The 18,015-nt window shown below is 60.1% G+C and carries 17 protein-coding genes; 2 read left to right on the plus strand and 15 right to left on the minus strand.

All coding sequences use genetic code 11. The annotated features are described in order from the left end of the window. Nucleotides 1-37 precede the first annotated feature (37 nt). Nucleotides 38-514 carry a LysM peptidoglycan-binding domain-containing protein gene (locus CORGL_RS04965; RefSeq protein ID WP_013708822.1) on the minus strand — a complete coding sequence of 159 codons (477 nt, stop codon included), beginning with the start codon at nucleotides 512-514 and terminating at the stop codon, nucleotides 38-40. 160 nt (nucleotides 515-674) lie between these two features. Here CORGL_RS04965 and lexA point away from each other — a divergent pair, with 160 nt between their 5' ends. Beyond that, entirely contained in the window at nucleotides 675-1,313 is a 639-nt protein-coding gene (lexA, locus tag CORGL_RS04970; protein WP_083810037.1) for a transcriptional repressor LexA, read from the plus strand. After that, complete coding sequence (locus CORGL_RS04975; protein WP_013708824.1) at nucleotides 1,313-2,047, plus strand: heparan-alpha-glucosaminide N-acetyltransferase; 735 nt, start codon at nucleotides 1,313-1,315, stop codon at nucleotides 2,045-2,047. The genes lexA and CORGL_RS04975 overlap by 1 nt, the downstream gene beginning before the upstream one ends. On the opposite strand, the gene hflX is transcribed toward CORGL_RS04975, so the two are convergent. The 14 genes from hflX to CORGL_RS05045 form a co-directional block, all read right to left on the minus strand. After that, nucleotides 2,015-3,346 (minus strand): GTPase HflX, encoded by a 1,332-nt coding sequence (hflX, locus tag CORGL_RS04980; RefSeq protein WP_013708825.1) that lies wholly within the window; start codon nucleotides 3,344-3,346, stop codon nucleotides 2,015-2,017. The two genes, CORGL_RS04975 and hflX, sit on opposite strands and share 33 nt — an antisense overlap. Next, nucleotides 3,306-4,292: a tRNA (adenosine(37)-N6)-dimethylallyltransferase MiaA gene (gene miaA / locus CORGL_RS04985; protein WP_013708826.1), complete on the minus strand. Its 987-nt coding sequence runs from the start codon at nucleotides 4,290-4,292 to the stop codon at nucleotides 3,306-3,308. The genes hflX and miaA overlap by 41 nt, the downstream gene beginning before the upstream one ends. After that, nucleotides 4,289-5,659 (minus strand): tRNA (N6-isopentenyl adenosine(37)-C2)-methylthiotransferase MiaB, encoded by a 1,371-nt coding sequence (gene miaB, locus CORGL_RS04990; protein WP_013708827.1) that lies wholly within the window; start codon nucleotides 5,657-5,659, stop codon nucleotides 4,289-4,291. The genes miaA and miaB overlap by 4 nt, the downstream gene beginning before the upstream one ends. A gap of 7 nt (nucleotides 5,660-5,666) precedes the next feature. Beyond that, on the minus strand, nucleotides 5,667-5,987 hold the full coding sequence (locus CORGL_RS04995; RefSeq protein WP_013708828.1) for a stage V sporulation protein S: 321 nt from the start codon (nucleotides 5,985-5,987) through the stop codon (nucleotides 5,667-5,669). Between the two features lie 92 nt (nucleotides 5,988-6,079). Further along, the gene (locus CORGL_RS05000) at nucleotides 6,080-7,162 is read right to left on the minus strand and encodes an ATP-binding protein (RefSeq protein ID WP_013708829.1); all 1,083 of its coding nucleotides are present in this window, start codon (nucleotides 7,160-7,162) and stop codon (nucleotides 6,080-6,082) included. A 1-nt stretch (nucleotide 7,163) separates the two neighbouring features. Beyond that, the gene (gene rny / locus CORGL_RS05005) at nucleotides 7,164-8,714 is read right to left on the minus strand and encodes a ribonuclease Y (RefSeq protein WP_041738620.1); all 1,551 of its coding nucleotides are present in this window, start codon (nucleotides 8,712-8,714) and stop codon (nucleotides 7,164-7,166) included. 260 nt (nucleotides 8,715-8,974) lie between these two features. Further along, a complete protein-coding gene (locus CORGL_RS09385) occupies nucleotides 8,975-9,691 on the minus strand; it encodes a regulatory protein RecX (RefSeq protein ID WP_013708831.1) in 717 nt (238 codons plus the stop codon). Continuing rightward, the gene (gene recA / locus CORGL_RS05015) at nucleotides 9,688-10,767 is read right to left on the minus strand and encodes a recombinase RecA (protein ID WP_013708832.1); all 1,080 of its coding nucleotides are present in this window, start codon (nucleotides 10,765-10,767) and stop codon (nucleotides 9,688-9,690) included. The genes CORGL_RS09385 and recA overlap by 4 nt, the downstream gene beginning before the upstream one ends. Nucleotides 10,768-11,065: 298 nt before the next feature. After that, nucleotides 11,066-11,569 carry a CinA family protein gene (locus tag CORGL_RS05020; protein WP_041738621.1) on the minus strand — a complete coding sequence of 168 codons (504 nt, stop codon included), beginning with the start codon at nucleotides 11,567-11,569 and terminating at the stop codon, nucleotides 11,066-11,068. Nucleotides 11,570-11,583: 14 nt separating this feature from the next. Then, a complete protein-coding gene (gene pgsA, locus CORGL_RS05025) occupies nucleotides 11,584-12,222 on the minus strand; it encodes a CDP-diacylglycerol--glycerol-3-phosphate 3-phosphatidyltransferase (RefSeq protein WP_013708834.1) in 639 nt (212 codons plus the stop codon). 9 nt (nucleotides 12,223-12,231) lie between these two features. Further along, nucleotides 12,232-13,578 (minus strand): 30S ribosomal protein S12 methylthiotransferase RimO, encoded by a 1,347-nt coding sequence (gene rimO, locus CORGL_RS05030; RefSeq protein WP_013708835.1) that lies wholly within the window; start codon nucleotides 13,576-13,578, stop codon nucleotides 12,232-12,234. A gap of 43 nt (nucleotides 13,579-13,621) precedes the next feature. After that, nucleotides 13,622-14,119 (minus strand): YajQ family cyclic di-GMP-binding protein, encoded by a 498-nt coding sequence (locus tag CORGL_RS05035; RefSeq protein ID WP_013708836.1) that lies wholly within the window; start codon nucleotides 14,117-14,119, stop codon nucleotides 13,622-13,624. A gap of 21 nt (nucleotides 14,120-14,140) precedes the next feature. Next, nucleotides 14,141-15,442 carry a helix-turn-helix domain-containing protein gene (locus CORGL_RS05040; protein ID WP_013708837.1) on the minus strand — a complete coding sequence of 434 codons (1,302 nt, stop codon included), beginning with the start codon at nucleotides 15,440-15,442 and terminating at the stop codon, nucleotides 14,141-14,143. Then, nucleotides 15,442-18,015, minus strand: a complete 2,574-nt coding sequence (locus CORGL_RS05045; RefSeq protein ID WP_013708838.1) for an FtsK/SpoIIIE family DNA translocase — start codon at nucleotides 18,013-18,015, stop codon at nucleotides 15,442-15,444. Before CORGL_RS05045 ends, CORGL_RS05040 begins: the two co-directional genes overlap by 1 nt.

Consider the following 18,015-nt stretch of genomic DNA (forward strand, 5'->3'; position numbering starts at 1 on the left):
GATAGATCACAAAAAGGTTTTGATTCGAGGGTTGAGATCATATATCGGGAGACGCACGGACATCATGGAAGTCATGTGGTCCCGCGGGAACGACGAGCCGTGCACCCGGCTGTATCGTCGCGGAACCCAAGTCGTTCCAGCTGCGAATGATCTCGCAGACATCAGCCGTCCCGAGGCCCTCGATGGGATGCTCGCAAGCGAGCGACCACAAGCTGTCCCCTTGAACGATTTGGGTCGCGCTCCGCGACGCGTGATCGCGCGCTGACTCGTAGCGGCCGCGCGCACCACCGATAACACCCAAGCCGGCAGCGAATACCGCGCCCGCGAGCAAGCTGACGAACAAGACCGTGATAACCTCGCGCGCGATATGCTTGCCAGTCACGCGCAGCGACGCGACAGGTGAGCAAGCTGAAGGATGAGAGAGACCGCCGGAAAGCACCTTGAAGGTCGGGCGCGGCTCGCTTGATCCAAGTGATGGGAAACGATCTTGGACGGCGACGTAAGATTCAATCATCAAAGTTCCCTTCAAATGCTGAATTGAGATCGCTCTATCGCATTGGTAAGACAAAGTGCTGGCATAGGAACGAATGTTCGTATACAATTATCTTCGAACAGTTGTTCTTGTCAAGCATAAATAGAACATATGTTTGTTTTTCGACGTGAGAAAGGTGAACATCGTGCGCAAGATCACAAAGAGACAGCAGCAGATCTATGATTTCATTCGCTCATATCAGCTTGAGAAGGGCTATCCGCCGAGTGTTCGCGAGATGGCCGCCGCCGTGGGGCTCTCCTCTCCCTCCACGGTCCACGCCCATCTGAGTGCACTCGAAGACCATGGATTCATAAAACGAGATGCGACAAAGCCACGGGCCTTGGAGCTTTTCAACGAGGACGGAAGCTCAGCCAAGCTCGCCGAGGTCATAGAGAAACCCGACCGCGGAAGCATCTCGCTGCCACTCGTCGGACGTGTTGCGGCGGGCATGCCCATTCTTGCCGAGCAAAACGTTGAGGACACCTTCACGCTGCCGACCGAAATCGCCACCGACTCCAGTTCCTTCATCTTGGAGGTGCACGGCGATTCGATGATCGATGCGGGAATTCTCAATGGCGACTATATCGTGGTGCGCGAGCAGAGCAGTGCCATGAATGGTGAGATCATCGTTGCGATGATCGACAGCGAGGCGACAGTCAAAACATTTTACAAGGAGCCCGGACGCGTTCGCCTTCAGCCGGCCAATGATGCCATGGAGCCGATCTATGTCACCGATCCCGTTATTCTGGGAAAGGTCGTTGCTTTGATGCGACGCTTTTGATGTTTCGCGGCGAGAGTCGAGGGGCCCCTCATCATCGCCAACGAGTGCGCGCGCTCGACGTGCTACGAGGTGCAGCAGTCGTCTCGATGATCATCTATCATGCATGCTATGACGCTGTGGTGCTTTTCGACGCGAATACGATCTGGTTTACGAACACGATCGTGCGCAGCGTATGGTCGGCGTCGATCAGCTGGACCTTTCTGATAGTCTCCGGATGGATGACGGTCTTCTCTCGAAGCAATGCAAGGAGAGCTCTGCTATACGGTGCCTGCGCCCTCGGCGTGTCGGCTGCAACATGGGTCGCAGAGGTGGACACGCCTATAAGCTATGGCATTCTATTTTGCATGGCTGCCAGTACTCTGATGTACTCGTTGAGCCGCCCGATCTTCGAGCTGGTCTCACCATGGTTGGGGCTGTTTCTCTGTTGCGCCCTGTTCATGCTCACGTGGGCTGTTCCCACCAGGACATATCCGGTGGAGCATCTCGCTTGGCTTGGCCTGCGTTCGAGCGCATTCAGTTCGGGCGATTACTATCCCCTGCTCCCCTATTCCTTTCTCTATCTCGCAGGCGCGTTTCTAGGCCGTGTGATGCGGCCCACGCACCCCCGAGGCTATCCCGCATGGATGCTCCGCGACCGCTGCAAGGTGCTCTCCGCGATCGGCAGGGCGAGTCTTCCGATCTACCTTGTGCACCAACCAGTGTTACTGCTTTTTTTCCATCTCTGGCTCAGATAGCTGGTCGGTGGACGCATCCCGGTAGCGTATCAAGCGTTCGGCGACGCGCGGCGGGATATCGGCCACCAGCCTTACCGCATCCTCGTCAAACACCTCTTGAAGCACATGCCCCTGTTCATGTACCAGCGAAATCAGCGCAGCCTCGCGATACGGGATGCGCAAGCTGATGACGCTGTCGAGAGTTGAGGCCTCGCAGCTCAGACGCTCAAGCAACCGCTCGATTCCCAAACCGTTCACAGATGAGACGAGCTCTGCATCCGGATGACGTCTTTCGAGATCGGCCCGATCGAGAGGATCGATAAGATCGATCTTGTTGAGCACCGTGACTCGCCGCTGCTCCGAAGCACCGATTTCATCGAGCACGACGTCCACGGCCGACATCTGGCGTAGATAGTTCTCGTCTGAGGCATCGACGACCTCGAGAATGATATCGGAATCTCGAGCCTCGGCGAGCGTCGACTTGAAAGCATCTACAAGACCATGGGGAAGCTTCTGAATGAAGCCGACGGTATCGGTCAAGGTGCACAGACGGCCGCCGGGAAGCTTGAACGCGCGCGTCGTCGGATCGAGCGTCGCGAACAGCTTGTCGGCTGACATGATATCCGATCCCGTCAAACGATTCATCAATGTGGACTTCCCGGCATTCGTGTAGCCGGCCAGAGCTATGCGAAAAGCAGGAGACTCCCTGCGCGCTCTCGACTGGACATCACGGCGCGTCTCAATCTGTAGAAGCGATCGCTTCAGTGCGGATATCCGTTTGCGGATCAGGCGACGATCGACCTCAAGCTGACTCTCCCCTTGTCCGAAGCGGCTGCCGATTCCACCTCTCGTCTGCTCCTTTGCAAGATGGGTCCACATCCCGCGGAGCCGAGGCAGCAGATACTCAAGTTGCGCGAGCTGGACTTGAATGCTTCCCTCGCGCGTCTGCGCCCGCATGCCGAATATATCCAAGATCAACGCTGTTCGATCGATTATCTTGACAGACGCTCCGATGGCGCGCTCGATATTGTTCTGCTGCGAAGGGGTTAGATCTTCATCGAAGATCACCACATCGACATCAAGGCGAGACACTGTCGACTTGAGCTCTTCGAGCTTCCCCGATCCGATCATGGACCTCGGATTTGGCCGTGCCATGCGCTGCACCATGCGGCCGACCGGATTCGCGCCAGCGCTCTCGACGAGCCGCGCGAGCTCATCCAGGGAGCTCTCGGTCGGCCAGCCGCCATCGTGCAGGTCAACACCGACTAAAAGCGCTCGCTCAGGAATGAGCTCTGTGGATACCGGACGAAAATGAGTCATACGACCTCCCCATCTTCTCGACGATCATGTGGGCTGCCTCTTCAACTCGTAGCTCATCCATGTGAATCCACTCGATCCGCTGATCGCGTCCGAACCAAGACATCTGCCGTTTGGCATATCTGCGTGTTCGCATCTTGATCGCCGCGATCGAGGCCTCCATCGTCTGCTCGCCCATGAGGTACTGAATGATCTCATTGTACCCGATCGCCTGACGAGAGGTGAGCGCGTCAGCGACGCCCTCGTTCACAAGCTGCTGCACCTCTGCGATGAGTCCAGCCGCGATCATCGCATCCACACGGCTCTCAATGCGTCTGTACAGAGCACTTCGCTCCATAGCGAGTCCGAAATATACGGTATCGTAGACCGGCTCGATCTTGGTGAGGTGCGATCGTCGCTCGGCATAGGACACCCCTTGGTCCAGCATCTCCAATGCGCGTATGACGCGCCGGACGTTATGAGGGTGAATGGCGAGCGCGCTGTCCGGATCGCGCCGCGCGAGCAGATCGTAGACAGCCTGATCGCCCTTTCGCGCGGCAAGCGCCTCATAGCGACGTCGGCGCCGATCCCCCTTCTCTCCGGGGGGAAAGACGCAATCATCCAATGCGGCGCGCACGTAGAGACCCGTGCCTCCGCAAACTACAGGTACCGAGCCGTCTGCAAGCAGTCTCTCGATGTGCTGGCGTGCATCTTTTTGATAGAGCGCCGCCGAATAGGACTCAGTGGGATCGACGATATCGATGAGACGCAACGGTGCGCGGCGCTGAGCGGCGGGCATCTTCGCGGTGCCGATATCCATACCGCGATAGACCTGCATCGCATCGGCTGAGATCACCTCGCTGCGCATCGCAGCGGCAACCAGATCGGCTACATGGCTTTTGCCCACACCGGTAGGTCCGACGATCGCGATCACCGGGATGCTCACGGACGCGGCACGTGTCTTGATCAATGCGGCTCACCGACGACCGATCCGGTAAGATACCACGTTCGCGCGCGCTTGATTGTTACATCGAGAATCGATCCCACGAACCGTCTTGCGTCAGCCGTGTCGGGCACCGGCGCGTGAACCGTCTGATTTTTGGGACTCTTGCCCTGCAGCATGTCGGGATTCTTCTTCGATGAGCCCTCTATGAGAACGGGCACCGTCCTACCCAGATCTCGCTCATTGTTTTCAAGGGCGCCTTGCTCCACGACGCGAAGAAGACGATTGTAGCGATCAAGCACGACATCGCGGGGCGTGGAATCCTCGATCTGCGCAGCAGGCGTGCCCTGACGTCTGGAGTAGATGAACGTGAACGCCTGCGAGAAGCGCACCGATCGAACCAGAGAGAGCGTCTCCTCGAAATCGTCCTCGGACTCGCCGGGGAAACCCACGATTATATCGGTCGACAAGGCGATCTCGGGCATGCGCTGACGCACGCGATCGATGAGCTCGAGATAGGATTCCCTCGAATAGCGCCGATTCATAAGCGATAGGATGCGCGAGGAACCCGATTGCACGGCAAGATGAAGCTGCGGCATAACCGCCGGGAGATCGGCCATGGCCTCGATCGTTTCGGGAAGCAGATCCTTGGGATGTGAGGAGGTGAAACGAATGCGCTCGATACCGGTGTCGGCGACCTCGCGCAAAAGCTTGGCGAAACGGGGGCGTCCCGCTGAATCCCTTCCGTATGAGTTGACATTCTGACCGAGCAAGGTGACCTCGCGCACCCCGCTTCGGGCAAGTCCGACCACCTCATCGATCACTTCGTCAGCAGGCCGGCTCCGTTCGCGTCCACGGACATACGGGACGATGCAGTAGCTGCAGAAATTGTTGCACCCGGTCATGATCGGCACCCATGCGTGATAGGTGCGCCTCCGACTCCACGGCATGTCGGTCGCGGCCCGTTTCTCCTGGTCGCGTGTTCTGACGTGCGGCGACTCATCTTCAAACGCCGCTGCGAGCAGCTGTGCGACATGCGCGATGGAATGGGTTCCGAAAACGACATCAACATTGTCCAGGTTGCAGAGCAGATCGCGCCCGTCCCGCTGGGCGATGCAGCCCCCCACAGCCACGATGCGTCTGCCCCCCGGTGGCGAAGAGAGACTCTTCAGCGACGAGCACTGGCCATACAGGCGCACATCGGCTGCCTCGCGAACGCAACAGGTCATGAAAACAACGATATCGGCCTCTTGAGGGGTCTCGACCTCAAGGCACCCGCAGGAGTCCAGCAAGCCGGCAACCCGCTCGGAGTCATGTAGGTTCATCTGGCATCCGAAGGTGCGAACGAAATATGTCTTTCCCTCGAGCTGAGAAAGCGTATCGTGATCAGTCATGAAAGCTCTACGCCAATGCGGATCGGTCGGAAAGATACTCGGGCAGCTGCTCTGTCGCCTGCGACAGAGCATGGACGTTCACGGTGAGACGAATGGCCGTCCTCATCTGCCCCTCGATATAGATATCCGAGAACAATGGTGAACATGAAATATCAAACCCCACAGGGATCAAAAAACCACGGGCAATCGCTATCGCCTTGATCGCTTGATTTACGGCGCCCGCGCCGACACATTGCATCGTCACCGGAAGCCCGTCCTTGACCATACCGGCAACGGCACCCGCGACGGAGGCAGGTGAGGATTTACTCGATACCTTTAGATAATCCATCAAACGATCTCCTGCGGCATGGTGTGTTTGATTTGCAATTCTGTAAGCTTCTTCTTGACTTTAGCGCATCATGAAGCCAAGGGCAATAGACCTTATTCCTCTTTGTCGACATCGAATGTCACGATCAGCCGATTGCGGTAGACGCGAATTCTCGGCATGCGCGCAAGGTTCACATAGTATCGAGACGAGAGATAGGAGAACTCGCGCTCCATGGCGCGAGAGAAGTGATCGAGATCCTCTTTTGCAATGATGAGCCCCCTGCGATCACGAGAGAGATCCACAGGTCGCGATGAAACCGCGCTGTCGCGCTCCCGCAACAGGCGGGCGGTGACGCTCTTCAGAGGATCGATGGATCCTGCGAGGATCCTGTGAGCGGTGCGCTCGGAGATGACGATGCCGAGCGCTGCGGCGATCCGCATGAGATCTGCCGCATCCGCGGCGCATCCCAACCGCTCGCAGACCGGCAGATCGCCTTCATCGTCTGTGAACAGGAGTCGCGATGCGTCCAGTCGCGCTGAGGCGTGGAGGAACAACGTTGCGGCGATCTCGGTCGGTGTTCCGAGGAAGACGTCGCAGTTGTTGAGTTCCTCCAGACCGAATTCGCATGCGGCCCGCACGATGTTGTGCGGGCCGCGAAGCTGCGTGTAGGCGCCGTCCTCATCCCTGACTGCCTGCGGCCAGCTCGATTGATCGGCGCGCTCGCTCAGACATGATGTATCGACGCGAACGAGCAGCGCCGTGCCCTGACTCGGTTGAGATGCGATAACGCGCGCCTCGCGCGTGTTCTCCCGAATGGAGAACAGCGCCATACCGCGACCGTGGACGCCCCACCGATCCATCTTCATGTTCTCGAGCTTCGAGGTGACACGAGCGTCAAAGATTCGCTCCTGCATGTCAGCCGGGATGCCGCCGCCGTTGTCGATGAACACGAGCGTGCGAATGTCCTCGTCTTTACCTGTCGCGACGTAGATCTCGGTGGCACCGGCATCTCGCGCGTTGCGCAGCATCTCGATGACGATATCCTCGACGCAGCGAATGTCATGCTTTGCCTGACGTCGCTCCGCCTCTGAGATGCGAAGCCGAACATAGCCGTCGCCAAGGTTCTCCTCGACGCGCAGACTTCCCTCACCTGACATCGAAGCGACGAACGAAATGAGATCGTGCGATTCGTCCATGCTATTTTGCGATGTCGACAGCACGGCTCTCACGGATCACGACGACGCGAACCTGTCCCGGATACTCCATCTCCTCCTCGATCTGCTGCGCGATATCATGTGCGAGCACGGCGGAATCCGCATCCGAGATCTTCTCAGGTTGAACCATGACGTGGACCTCGCGGCCCGCCTGCATAGCATAGGTTCGCTCGACCCCGGCATGAGCATTGGCGATGCGCTCGAGCTTCTCCAAGCGCTTGATGTAGTTCTCCGCTGATTCACGCCGCGCACCGGGTCGAGACGCCGAGATGGCATCTCCTGCCATGACGAGCACAGCGAGAACGCTGCTCGGGTCGACGTCCCCATGATGCGCTTCGATGGCGTGCACGATCTCGGGCTTCTCGCCGTAGCGACGCGCGAGATCGGCGCCGATGACAGCATGCGGCCCCTCGACCTCGTGGTCGATCGCCTTTCCCAGATCATGAAGCAATCCGGCACGGCGAGCTGCGACATCGTCGACACCCAGCTCGGTCGCCATGATACCGCATAGATCAGCGACCTCGAGCGAGTGCTCGAGAACATTTTGTCCGAAAGAGGTGCGATACTTGAGGGCGCCGAGGGTCTTTACGAGCTCTGGATGAAGATCATGGATGCCCGTATCGAAGGCCGCCTGCTCGCCGGTCTCCTCGACACGCTGCTGCACGAGATCAAACGCCTTTTGATACATCTCCTCGATCCGGGCGGGGTGAATTCGACCGTCAGCGACCAGGTTCTCGAGGGCGACGCGCGCGGTCTCGCGACGGACCGGATCGAAGCTCGACAGAACCACGGTTTCCGGCGTATCGTCGATCACGAGGTTCACACCGGAAATCTGCTCGAACGTTCGAATGTTCCTCCCCTCGCGGCCGATGATCCGGCCCTTGAGATCATCTGAGGGGATGTGAACCGATGTGACCGTGATCTCGGCGGTGTGATCTGCGGCACATCGTTGTATCGCTGTGGAGATGACCTCTTGCGCGCGCTTGCGGCTCTCCGCTTTCACACGCTGGTCGGACTCGCGAATGATCGCCGCCGCCTTATGGGTGACCTCCGCTCTCACCTTGTCAAGCAATTCGGCATGAGCATCTTCGCGTGACAGCGACGAGATGCGCTCCAGCTCGTCGGTCTGCCGGCGATACAGCTCATTGAGCTCGCTGCTCTGCTTCTCGATTTGACCAGCGAGACTCGACAGCTGGTGCTCGCGCTTGTCGAGGACGTCATTTCTCCTGTCGAGTGACTCCTCGCGCTGCATCACGCGATTCTCGAGCACACGAAGTTCCTTCTTGCGCTGTCGCTCCTCGGCCTCAGACTGCTGCCGGCTCTGGATGATCTGCTCTTTAGCCTCGAGCAGGGCCTCCTTTTTAAGTGTCTCGGCCTGACGCCGCGCATCGCCGACTACCCGCTCAGCCTTCGCATGTGCCGACTCGACCTTCGAATCGGCGTCACGTAGGCTGCTATTCTTGGCGGTGCGCATGATGGCCGCGGTTCCGGCTGCGCCGATTGCGAGAAAGACGAGGCCGATCACGATTTCCATGCCCACGGTTTTCAACTCCTTGTCAAAAATCTGCTGCAACTTTGACGGTGCCCTTGCGAGGCATCGGACATTTGCGCAACATGATCACGCGTCGATATGTCTAACGTATCTTTCGCCATCACCTGAAGTGAGGGCGTATCATATGGCAAATGACACGTTCATGCTACGTTGAAGCGAGGTTTCTGTCAATTGAGAGGACCTGTTTGCCGCAGGCTTCACCGATGGACTACAGGCGCGGCACCGGCCGCGCGCGGCCGCGCTTACCCGCGCATCGAATCTGCCTGCTCGGCAAGGCGGCTCAATCGATCTCTCGTTGCACGTCGGGCGATCTCGAGGGCATATCCCCTGCCGACGAGATAGCGCGCAAGTTTTTCAAACGCCCTCACCGCAGGCACGGGTCGGCGCTCAAGCTGAGCGCTCGCACGTGCGAGCTCGTCTTCGAGCGACCCGGACATCTCAAGGGCTCGATCGATCTCTTCCGCGCAAAACCCACGCGCACGCAGCTTCCTTCCGACCATGGCGCGACCCCAGCCCTTTTGCATGAGACGCTCGGCATAGGTGCGCGCGATGCGACCGTCATCGATCATCCGAAGCTCGCGGGCGCGCTCGAGAACTCGATCAACCGAGTCCTCGGCGAACCCGTAAGCGATCAGCTTCTCACGTGACTCGGCGGAACCGTGATCGCGGCGAGCGAGCATCTTGACAAGCTGCTGCATGCAGCAGGTGCGATCAGTGGCATCGAGGAAGCTGGAGATCGCATCGAGATCCCGAGGCAGCGACGGCTGCTTTCTTTGACAGGCATGCGCCACACATGTCGCGACGAGACGGGTCCGGCGCTCTTTGTCCTCGAGCACAAGAATGATCTCGGCCGGCGGGCGATGCGCGCGTCCGCCGAACGATGAATATGATTTCTCGGGATATGCGAAGGCGATCTCGATGACGCGCGGCTGCGATTGCCCCGGAACCTCTGATCTCAAGCGGAGACCTCCACGGCATCGCCTGTGCTTTCATCGGAGAAGTCCAGACCGCATGCGACGCGAACCTTCCCCTCGATCTCCTCTGCGAGCTCGGGGTGGACGCGCAGAAACTCCTTAGCGGCCTCGCGGCCCTGCCCGAGTCGCTCCGACTCATAGGTGTACCAGGCACCGGATTTGTTGACGATCTCGAACTCCACTCCCATATCCAAGATGGAGCCCTCCTTCGAGATTCCGGTGCCGTACATGATGTCGAACTCCGCCGAGCGGAACGGTGCCGCCACCTTGTTCTTGACGACCTTGGCGCGCACGCGGTTGCCCACGACTTCCTGACCGTTCTTGATGCTGTCTATACGCCGAATGTCGATCCGAACCGAGGAGAAGAACTTGAGCGCGCGGCCACCTGGAGTCGTCTCCGGGTTGCCGAACATCACGCCGATCTTCTCGCGCAGCTGGTTGATGAAGATGCACATGGTCTTCGATTTGGAAAGCGATCCCGCCAGCTTTCTCAGCGCCTGACTCATAAGACGAGCCTGCAGGCCCACCGTGGTGTCCCCCATCTCGCCCTCGATCTCAGCACGCGGTACGAGCGCGGCGACCGAATCGATGACGACCGCGTCGATGGCACCCGAGCGAATCAGCATGTCGCAGATCTCAAGAGCCTGCTCCCCGGTATCCGGCTGCGAGATGAGCACCTCGTCGATATCGACCCCGATGCGAGCAGCGTAGGCGGGATCCAGGGCGTGCTCGGCATCGATGAACGCGACGACGCCCCCCGCCGCCTGCGCCTCCGCGAGAATCTCCAGGGACAGGGTCGTTTTGCCCGATGACTCCGGTCCGTAAATCTCGATGATGCGACCACGGGGGACCCCGCCGATGCCCAGAGCCGCATCGAGCGCCAAGGCGCCCGTCGAGATCGCTTCGACCTCGAGCTGTGGCCCCCCGTCGCCGAAGCGCATGATGGAGCCCGTGCCGAACTTCTTCTCGATCTCCGCTCTGGTGATGTCGATCATCTTATCGCGCTCGGCACCGGTGGTGCGCTCGTGCACCTGACGGACGGGACCTGAATTCTTTGCCATGCGGTATCCTCCTTGATACGTTCACGGGTTGATCATATTCGAACAGCTGTTCGCTGTCAACATGAAACGACTCCATGGTAGAGATTCCATCTGACCCGAAAGACGAAATATCTTGCGCCTGTCTGACAGAATTCGAAACGCATCTGACTCGTGATCCTACGACGGTGCCACCTGCGGGAACAAATGTATCTCCGCGCTAGCATAAGCGCACCTCAAAGCCGCTGCAGACGTCTGCGTCTCGGCCGCGGGCCTGCATCGTCACCGCTGTCAGATCGATGTGGGCAACAGGCCGTGGCGCTCAATCACATGGAATCTTCGCAAGGTGCTCAAGCAAGAGCTCGAGCGCGCGTCTCGCGCAGAGCAGGCGGATCTCATTGCGATCGCCGACGAAGGCGTCGCGCTCGCAGCATGTGCCATAGTTATCGCTGACGGCCAGATAGACGGTCCCGACCGGATCTATCGGCGTACCGCCGCCGGGACCGGCATAGCCCGTCAAACTGACGGAGATGTCAGCGCCGAACAGCCGTCTGGCTCCCTGTGCCATCTCGCATGCGGTCTCGCGCGAGACGGCGGAGCGAAGCGAAATCGTTCTCTTTGAAACACCGAGCAACCGCTGCTTGACGGTATCGGTATAGGTGACGGCGGAACCCAGAAGAACTCGCGATGCCCCAGGGATCGCCGCGATGGCCGATGCCACGAGCCCCGCGGTCAGCGACTCGGCGAGCGCCACCGAAGCGCCATGCGCGCAGGCGCACTCCACCACATCGAAGGCGATATCGTCGAGGCGAGACAAATCGGCCATGCTCACGCGATCACCTACACCCGAAAAACGATCATGCGGCAGCTCCAGAAATACTGAATCCCCGACGCGATCGTGAGCGCCACGGCAAGCGTCATCAGAATGTCCGCGATGAAGGTGACCGATGCAGTCCATGGAAGCATCCAAGCGGCCAGCATCTCAGCAAGCAGATATGCGCAGATGGCGACCATGGTGATCGCAGTCTTCCACTTGCCGAGCACATCCGCCGCGATAACGATTCCCTCCGCGCTCGCAACCATGCGCAGAGCGCTCACGAGAAACTCGCGAAGCAGGATCACGAAAACGATCCAAGCGCTCAGGGTGCCCTGTTCGATGAAGATGAGCAAGGCGGCGAAGACCAGCAACTTGTCAGCGATGGGATCGAGAAACTTTCCGAAATCGGTGATCTCATCTCGAGAGCGCGCGAGATGTCCATCGAGTTTGTCAGTCAGGCTCAGGGCGGCATACAGTATGAACGCGCCGGTCCTCTCGATGCTGAGCGGAACGCCCACGGCCGCGGGGCCGCCGAGCGCAAAGATCATGAACAGCGGTATCGCCGCGATGCGAACGCATGTGACCACATTGGCCGGCGTCCAAACGCTGCTCAAACCGCGATCGGGCCCGCTGGGACCGTTGTATCTGCTCGTTGTCTCCATGGGTCTCCGTTACGCTATGACGCTTCCGACGAGCTCGTAGCAGAAGCTATCGGTGAATCTGACCTTCAGGATATCACCAACCGAGGCATCCGTGGCGTCGAGATGAACCGCGCCGTCCAGATCGGGGGCCTGAAACCAAGCGTGACCGATGAGCTCGAGCTCGCCGTCCTCATCCTCCACACCGTCGACGATGACATCTGCGGTCTCGCCCACATGCGCGGCGGTGGCAGCGAAACCGAGCTCCTCAGCGAGATCGACTGCGGCCTGCTGCCTCTCGAGTTTGACTTGCTCATCGATCTGTTCGGTAAGGCGCGCGGCCACCGTGCCCTCCTCGGCGGAATACGCGAACACGCTCGTGTAGTCGAAGCCGACGCTGGCCATGAATTCAAGAAGCTCTGCGGCTTCCTCGTCGGACTCGCCGGGGAAGCCCACCATCGCTGTCGATCTGATCACCATATGCGGTATCGTGCGACGCAGGCGCTCGAACAGGGCCTCGAGCTCCTCGCGGGACCCGGTGCGACGCATCGCCGCGAGCAGGCGAGCGCTCACATGCTGAATCGGGATGTCTATGTAGGGAAGCACCTCGGGCGTATCCCGAATCGCAGCGATGAGTTCGTCGGTCATACCCTCTGGCTGCAGATATAGGACTCGTATCCAGACGTGAGCCGGCCGGAGCGCCGCGGCGAGAGCCACGAGGAGCTGAGCGAGATTCGCAGGACCGCCCGTCCCGGCAGCCGCAGGCAGATCGCCGCCCCATACGCCGGTATCCTGGCCTATGAGAACGATCTCGCGAACGCCGCCCGAAACCAGCTCGACCGCTTCGGCGATGATGTCTGCCGCCGGGCGAGAGTGATAGCGACCGCGAATGAAGGGGATGACGCAGAAACTGCAGAGACGATCGCAACCATCCGAGATCTTTACATAGGCCACCGCCCCCTCCACGGTCCGTTTGATCCGAGGAATGAATGCAGGGGTCTCGCGCTGCACGCCCAGAAGATCGTCGAGGACCGAAACGATCCGATCCTCCTCGTCGGTGCGCACGAACGCAGCGACCTCGGGCAGCTCGGCAGGCAGATCGTCGCCGTAGCGAGACGGCACGCATCCGCACATCACGAGGGGGACATCGCGAATTCCCGCCGTGGTCTGCTCTGCCAGGGCCAGCGTGCACTCGATGCTCTCAGAGGTGGCCGAGGTGAGAAATGAGCACGTGTTGACGATGACGACGTTTGCGTCATCGCTTGAGGCGGCCTCTTGGTAACCGTTCGACAGAAGCAGGGCGCGCATGCGGTCGGTATCGACCTCGTTTTTCGCGCAGCCGAGCGTGACGAACAAAACAGAACCACAGGAGTTGTGCACAGAAGGTCGTCTCCCTTTCGAAGTCGGTCTCAACGGTCGCATCTCATCGATAGTTCACGAACTGAAGGGGCTGGCCGTAATCGTTGTCGCGCAGCATTTGAATAACCTGCTGAAGAACATCCCGAGAAGCGGAGAACACGCGAAGCTGATCGGTTTCGATGGTAACTCTGACCTTGAGCTTCATCGCCTTGATGTCTTTGCTGATCCGTTTGGCGGTCTGCTGGTCGATGCCCTCGATGATGTGACCGACCACGCGCGTTGTCCCACCTGACGCCGGCTGCGGGGAATCCCAGCGCATCGCACGAGGATCAAGGCTGCGCTTCACGAACTTTGCCATGAGAACATCGATGATCTGGCGTGCCACGAAATCCGCCGGCGCGCTCACCGTCACGGTAGCGCTCTGCTTGGAGAACTCGACGGTCGAGCCGGAGTCTTTGAGATCATAGCGCTGCGCGATCTCGCGCGTCGTCTGCTGATAGGCGTTATCCACCTCCTGCATGTCGATCTGGGAGACGATATCGAAGCTCGATTCCTTTGCCATGTCTGCATCCTTTTCTGTTGTCTACCGAGTCGCCTGCGCGCCGCCGGTCTGCGGCGATCCGTCCGGTGACGCCGCCGATGTCGGAGCAGGCGCGGTGATGGTCATCCGCGCCACCCCGGCCATCTTATCGCTCCACTTGACCTCGGTGCCGTTCTTCGTGACCTTGACGCTGTCCGGAGTGTTCACCGTGATCTCCAAGGTACTCGTCACCGTGTAGCTCTGATCGAACGGCCCGATGACGTTGTCGGACTTGACGTATTTTCCATCGAGCTTCACCTCGATCCAAGAGGTCGCACCCTGATCGACGTGCACGTTGACAATCGGCTGCTGGGGTTCTTCGATCGCACCGGATGACGCGGGGGTGGAGCTCGAGTCAGGCGAGGCGGACCCTCCGCTCGAAGCGGAAGACGCCGCGGACTGGGAACTCGCCGCCGCTCCGCGCGCGGAGCCCGATCTGTTCGCTGCGCGATGAGCGCAGCCTTGCATCAGCAGAAGCACCAGAGCGATAAGGATGACGAGGAGCAGCGCGGCACCTCCGATCGCGACGCGTCGATCGGACAGCAATCCGGCCTTGCGCTCCGCAGCGCGCCCGACCGGCCCGCGATGCGGAGCGGCGGGCGCCCCTCGTCCCATCCCCCGACATCCGGCGGCGGACGCGCGGCCGCTCGGCTGGATCGCCCCGGAGCTCCCGCCCCGTGGGCGGCCGGGTCTCAGGCCCCTGTCCTGTCCTGCTCGATTGCTTCCGCGTCGAACTCCGGAGACCCGCTGCATATCGCCGCCGGACGTGCGCTCACCACGTGCGCGGCCCGAGCGCAGCGCTTGCGTGCTCCGCTCATGCGTTCGATTCGCATAGGGAGGGACCGGCTGATCGCGTCGGGATGCGAGCTCATTTGACAGACGAATCGACTCGTGATCCGAAACCGACTCGGGCACATAGCCCGCCTGCGGGGGCCGCTGCGCGAAACGCGATCGAGACCGATCGCCCTCGGGAATATCGCGCCGCCGAACATCGCATCCGGAACGCGATCTCACAAGCCCCGCAGCGCCTTCAAGACGCCCTCCCCGCCGTCTGCCCAGTCGTTCGTACTCATAGAGCTCGTCGAAGTACACCTCAACGATCTGTCGCGAATTGAGACCGAGATACCGAGCGTAACTTGAGATCATCCCCTGAGCATAGCCCCTGGGAGGCATTGCGGCGAAATTGCCCGCCTCGAAGTACTCTATGATCTGAGGCCTGATCTTGATGACATTGGCGACCTGTTGGATGGATAGACCCATCTGGCGTCGTCTGTTCAGCAGCATCTCTCCGAAGCGCGCGGCCATCAGAACCCTCCAAGCTCACCGTCGTCGGCCATGCGAGCCTCGACGGAGCGGAGCTCCTCAAGATCCTTGGCATCAAGCAGAACCTCGCGGGGTTTCGAACCGTCAGGAGGGCCGACGATCCCCTTTTCTTCGAGCATATCCATGATGCGACCCGCGCGAGCATAGCCGACCTTGAGCCTACGCTGCAAGCCCGAAGTCGAACCCATCTGGGAATCGACCACGATCTTGGCGGCCTCCCAGACGAGCGGATCGTCCTCTGAGAGCTCATGGCCCCCCATTCCCCCGATTGAGGCGGGAGCGACTTCGGAGAGGATCTCCTCATGATATTCCGGATCGCCCTGATCTTTCACGAATGCGACGGCTTGATTGATCTCGTCATCTGAGACGAAGCACCCCTGAATTCGCTTGGGCTTGCCCCAATCGACCTTCGAGAAGAGCATGTCACCGCAACCGGTGAGCTTCTCGGCGCCCACTTGGTCGATTATGACGCGCGAATCGATGCCCGTAGCGACATTGAAGGCGATCCGATTTGTGATGTTCGCCTTGATGAGACCGGTCACGACGTTAGAGCTGGGGCGTTGCGTGGCGACGATCAGGTGGATGCCGGCAGCGCGACCGAGCTGCGCGATGCGCACGATGGAGGCCTCGACATCTTTGCCCGCAACCATCATAAGGTCGGACAGCTCATCGATGATAATGACGAGATAGGGCATTCTCTGAGGAGGATTATCATATTTTTTGAATGCGCCGGCTCTCTGCTTCTTGTTGAATGTGGAGATCTTGCGAACTGAGAGACGCTCAAAGACCTTGAGACGGCGCTCCATCTCCGATACGGCCCAGTGCAGCGCACTGGCAGCCTGTTTGGGCTCGGTGACGACCGGAACGTAGAGATGTGGCAGCCCGTTGTAACCGGCGAGCTCGACGCGCTTGGGATCGACCATGATCAGCCGCACGTCCTCGGGGACGGTGCGCATGAGAAGAGCCATGACGATCGAGTTGATCATGACCGACTTTCCCGAGCCAGTCGTTCCCGCGATGAGAAGATGGGGCATCTTGGCGAGATCGGCGACGATCGGCTCGCCCTCGGCGTCGCGACCGATCGCGAACTCGAGCGGGCCGCCCTTCACATACGGCAAGACATCGCCCAGATTCACATTCTGACGCTTGCGATTCGGGATCTCGATACCGACGAGGGAAGTGCCCGGAATCGGGGCGAAGATCCGAACGGACTGCGCGGCGAGCGACAAGGCGATATCGTCCTCGAGATTGGAGATCCGGCTCACCCGCTCCCCTTCCCCGGGTTGAACCTTGAATGTCGTGACCGTGGGTCCGGAGATCCATCCGACCACGAGCGCATGGAGGTTGAATTCGTTGAGTGTCGACTGCAGACCCTCGGACGTCTGGCGAAGCTCCTTATCGGAAGACGCTGCCGTGGCGGAGCGCGGATTATGCCGCAGAATCGAGACGGGCGGAAGCTTGCGGCCCGCCAAGTTTTCCGATGTCTCATCCGTCGCATCGGTGCGTCGAGACCGAGAGGTGCCGGCAGCCCTCTTCGCTTTGCGAGCGGCGCGCGTGGGATTGAGGAGGAACGCCGGCACCTGGCTTTGCCGATCCTCGCCATCGGCGAGCACCTTCGCCTGCTCGCTCTGATCACCTCGAATCGCCTCAGGGCTTTCGGCAGATGCCGAGGCCGCATCGGTGTAGGTCTCCGCAATCGGAATAAGCGTCGTCCGCGCGTGCTCTTCAGCAAGTTGATCTGACACATCTACGAACGGTTCATCTTCGTAGGAACCCAAAGCGACAGCCCCTTGAGCAGACCGCCCGCTCAGAAGCATCGTCGGCGCTGCGTCACCGGCGCGATCCACAGCAGAGCCTCCATCGACGTCATCACCGGCGCTCAAGCTCGAATCCCCCCAGGGGCTCTCATTCACCTCGATATTCCGTCGGCTGACCAGCTCGCGGAAACGACCGGCCGCGAGTACCAGGAAATCGCGTACCGAGAAACCGATCAGCAACAATCCCATGATCGCCGCTCCCGCCACGACGACGAACGATATGAACTTTCCGAGCGCACCCTGCAGGATCGAGGCCAGAAACGCACCGATCAAGCCACCCGATGTCGAAAGCGAGCTCGGCTCGAACATGGCGGCTGTCGAGACCTGCGTGTCGGGAACGAGCAGCGACAGGAGCGCGCTCAGGAACAGATAGATCAAGCAGATACCCGCCAAGCTGCGCCCGCTGAACGAGAAACTCTGCCGTCGAAAGACTATAAGAGCCACAAACAGCAACCCGACCGGCAGAACGTAGGCGCCCACCCCGAAGCCCATGTGGTAGATGTTCGAGATCGCATGGGCGATCGGCTCGTTCGCCGGCGAGACGACGGCGATAAACGATATCGCCGCGAACATCGCGATCACGACGCCGACGATCTCACGGCTCAATGAGCTGCGATCCTCCGGCTCTGGTGAGGCAGCAGCCGGGCTCTTTCCCTTGTTGGCGCGCAGCCCCGCTGCGGCCGGCTTCGTGCTGCCGGTTCGCTTCTTCGTCGCTGCAGTGGTACGACGCTCCGCCAC

The organism is Coriobacterium glomerans PW2 (assembly GCF_000195315.1).
Classification (GTDB): Bacteria; Actinomycetota; Coriobacteriia; order Coriobacteriales; family Coriobacteriaceae; genus Coriobacterium; species Coriobacterium glomerans.

What these genes read in the sequence shown, in the direction of transcription:
- rny (WP_041738620.1), bottom strand. Translation starts at nt 8,714, where the DNA reads ATGGAAATCGTGATCGGCCTCGTCTTTCTCGCAATCGGCGCAGCCGGA.
- CORGL_RS04975 (WP_013708824.1), top strand. Translation starts at nt 1,313, where the DNA reads ATGTTTCGCGGCGAGAGTCGAGGGGCCCCTCATCATCGCCAACGAGTG.
- pgsA (WP_013708834.1), bottom strand. Translation starts at nt 12,222, where the DNA reads ATGGAGACAACGAGCAGATACAACGGTCCCAGCGGGCCCGATCGCGGT.
- recA (WP_013708832.1), bottom strand. Translation starts at nt 10,767, where the DNA reads ATGGCAAAGAATTCAGGTCCCGTCCGTCAGGTGCACGAGCGCACCACC.
- CORGL_RS05000 (WP_013708829.1), bottom strand. Translation starts at nt 7,162, where the DNA reads ATGGACGAATCGCACGATCTCATTTCGTTCGTCGCTTCGATGTCAGGT.
- CORGL_RS05035 (WP_013708836.1), bottom strand. Translation starts at nt 14,119, where the DNA reads ATGGCAAAGGAATCGAGCTTCGATATCGTCTCCCAGATCGACATGCAG.
- CORGL_RS04995 (WP_013708828.1), bottom strand. Translation starts at nt 5,987, where the DNA reads ATGGATTATCTAAAGGTATCGAGTAAATCCTCACCTGCCTCCGTCGCG.
- CORGL_RS05020 (WP_041738621.1), bottom strand. Translation starts at nt 11,569, where the DNA reads ATGGCCGATTTGTCTCGCCTCGACGATATCGCCTTCGATGTGGTGGAG.
- CORGL_RS05040 (WP_013708837.1), bottom strand. Translation starts at nt 15,442, where the DNA reads ATGGCCGCGCGCTTCGGAGAGATGCTGCTGAACAGACGACGCCAGATG.
- hflX (WP_013708825.1), bottom strand. Translation starts at nt 3,346, where the DNA reads ATGACTCATTTTCGTCCGGTATCCACAGAGCTCATTCCTGAGCGAGCG.
- CORGL_RS04965 (WP_013708822.1), bottom strand. Translation starts at nt 514, where the DNA reads ATGATTGAATCTTACGTCGCCGTCCAAGATCGTTTCCCATCACTTGGA.
- miaB (WP_013708827.1), bottom strand. Translation starts at nt 5,659, where the DNA reads ATGACTGATCACGATACGCTTTCTCAGCTCGAGGGAAAGACATATTTC.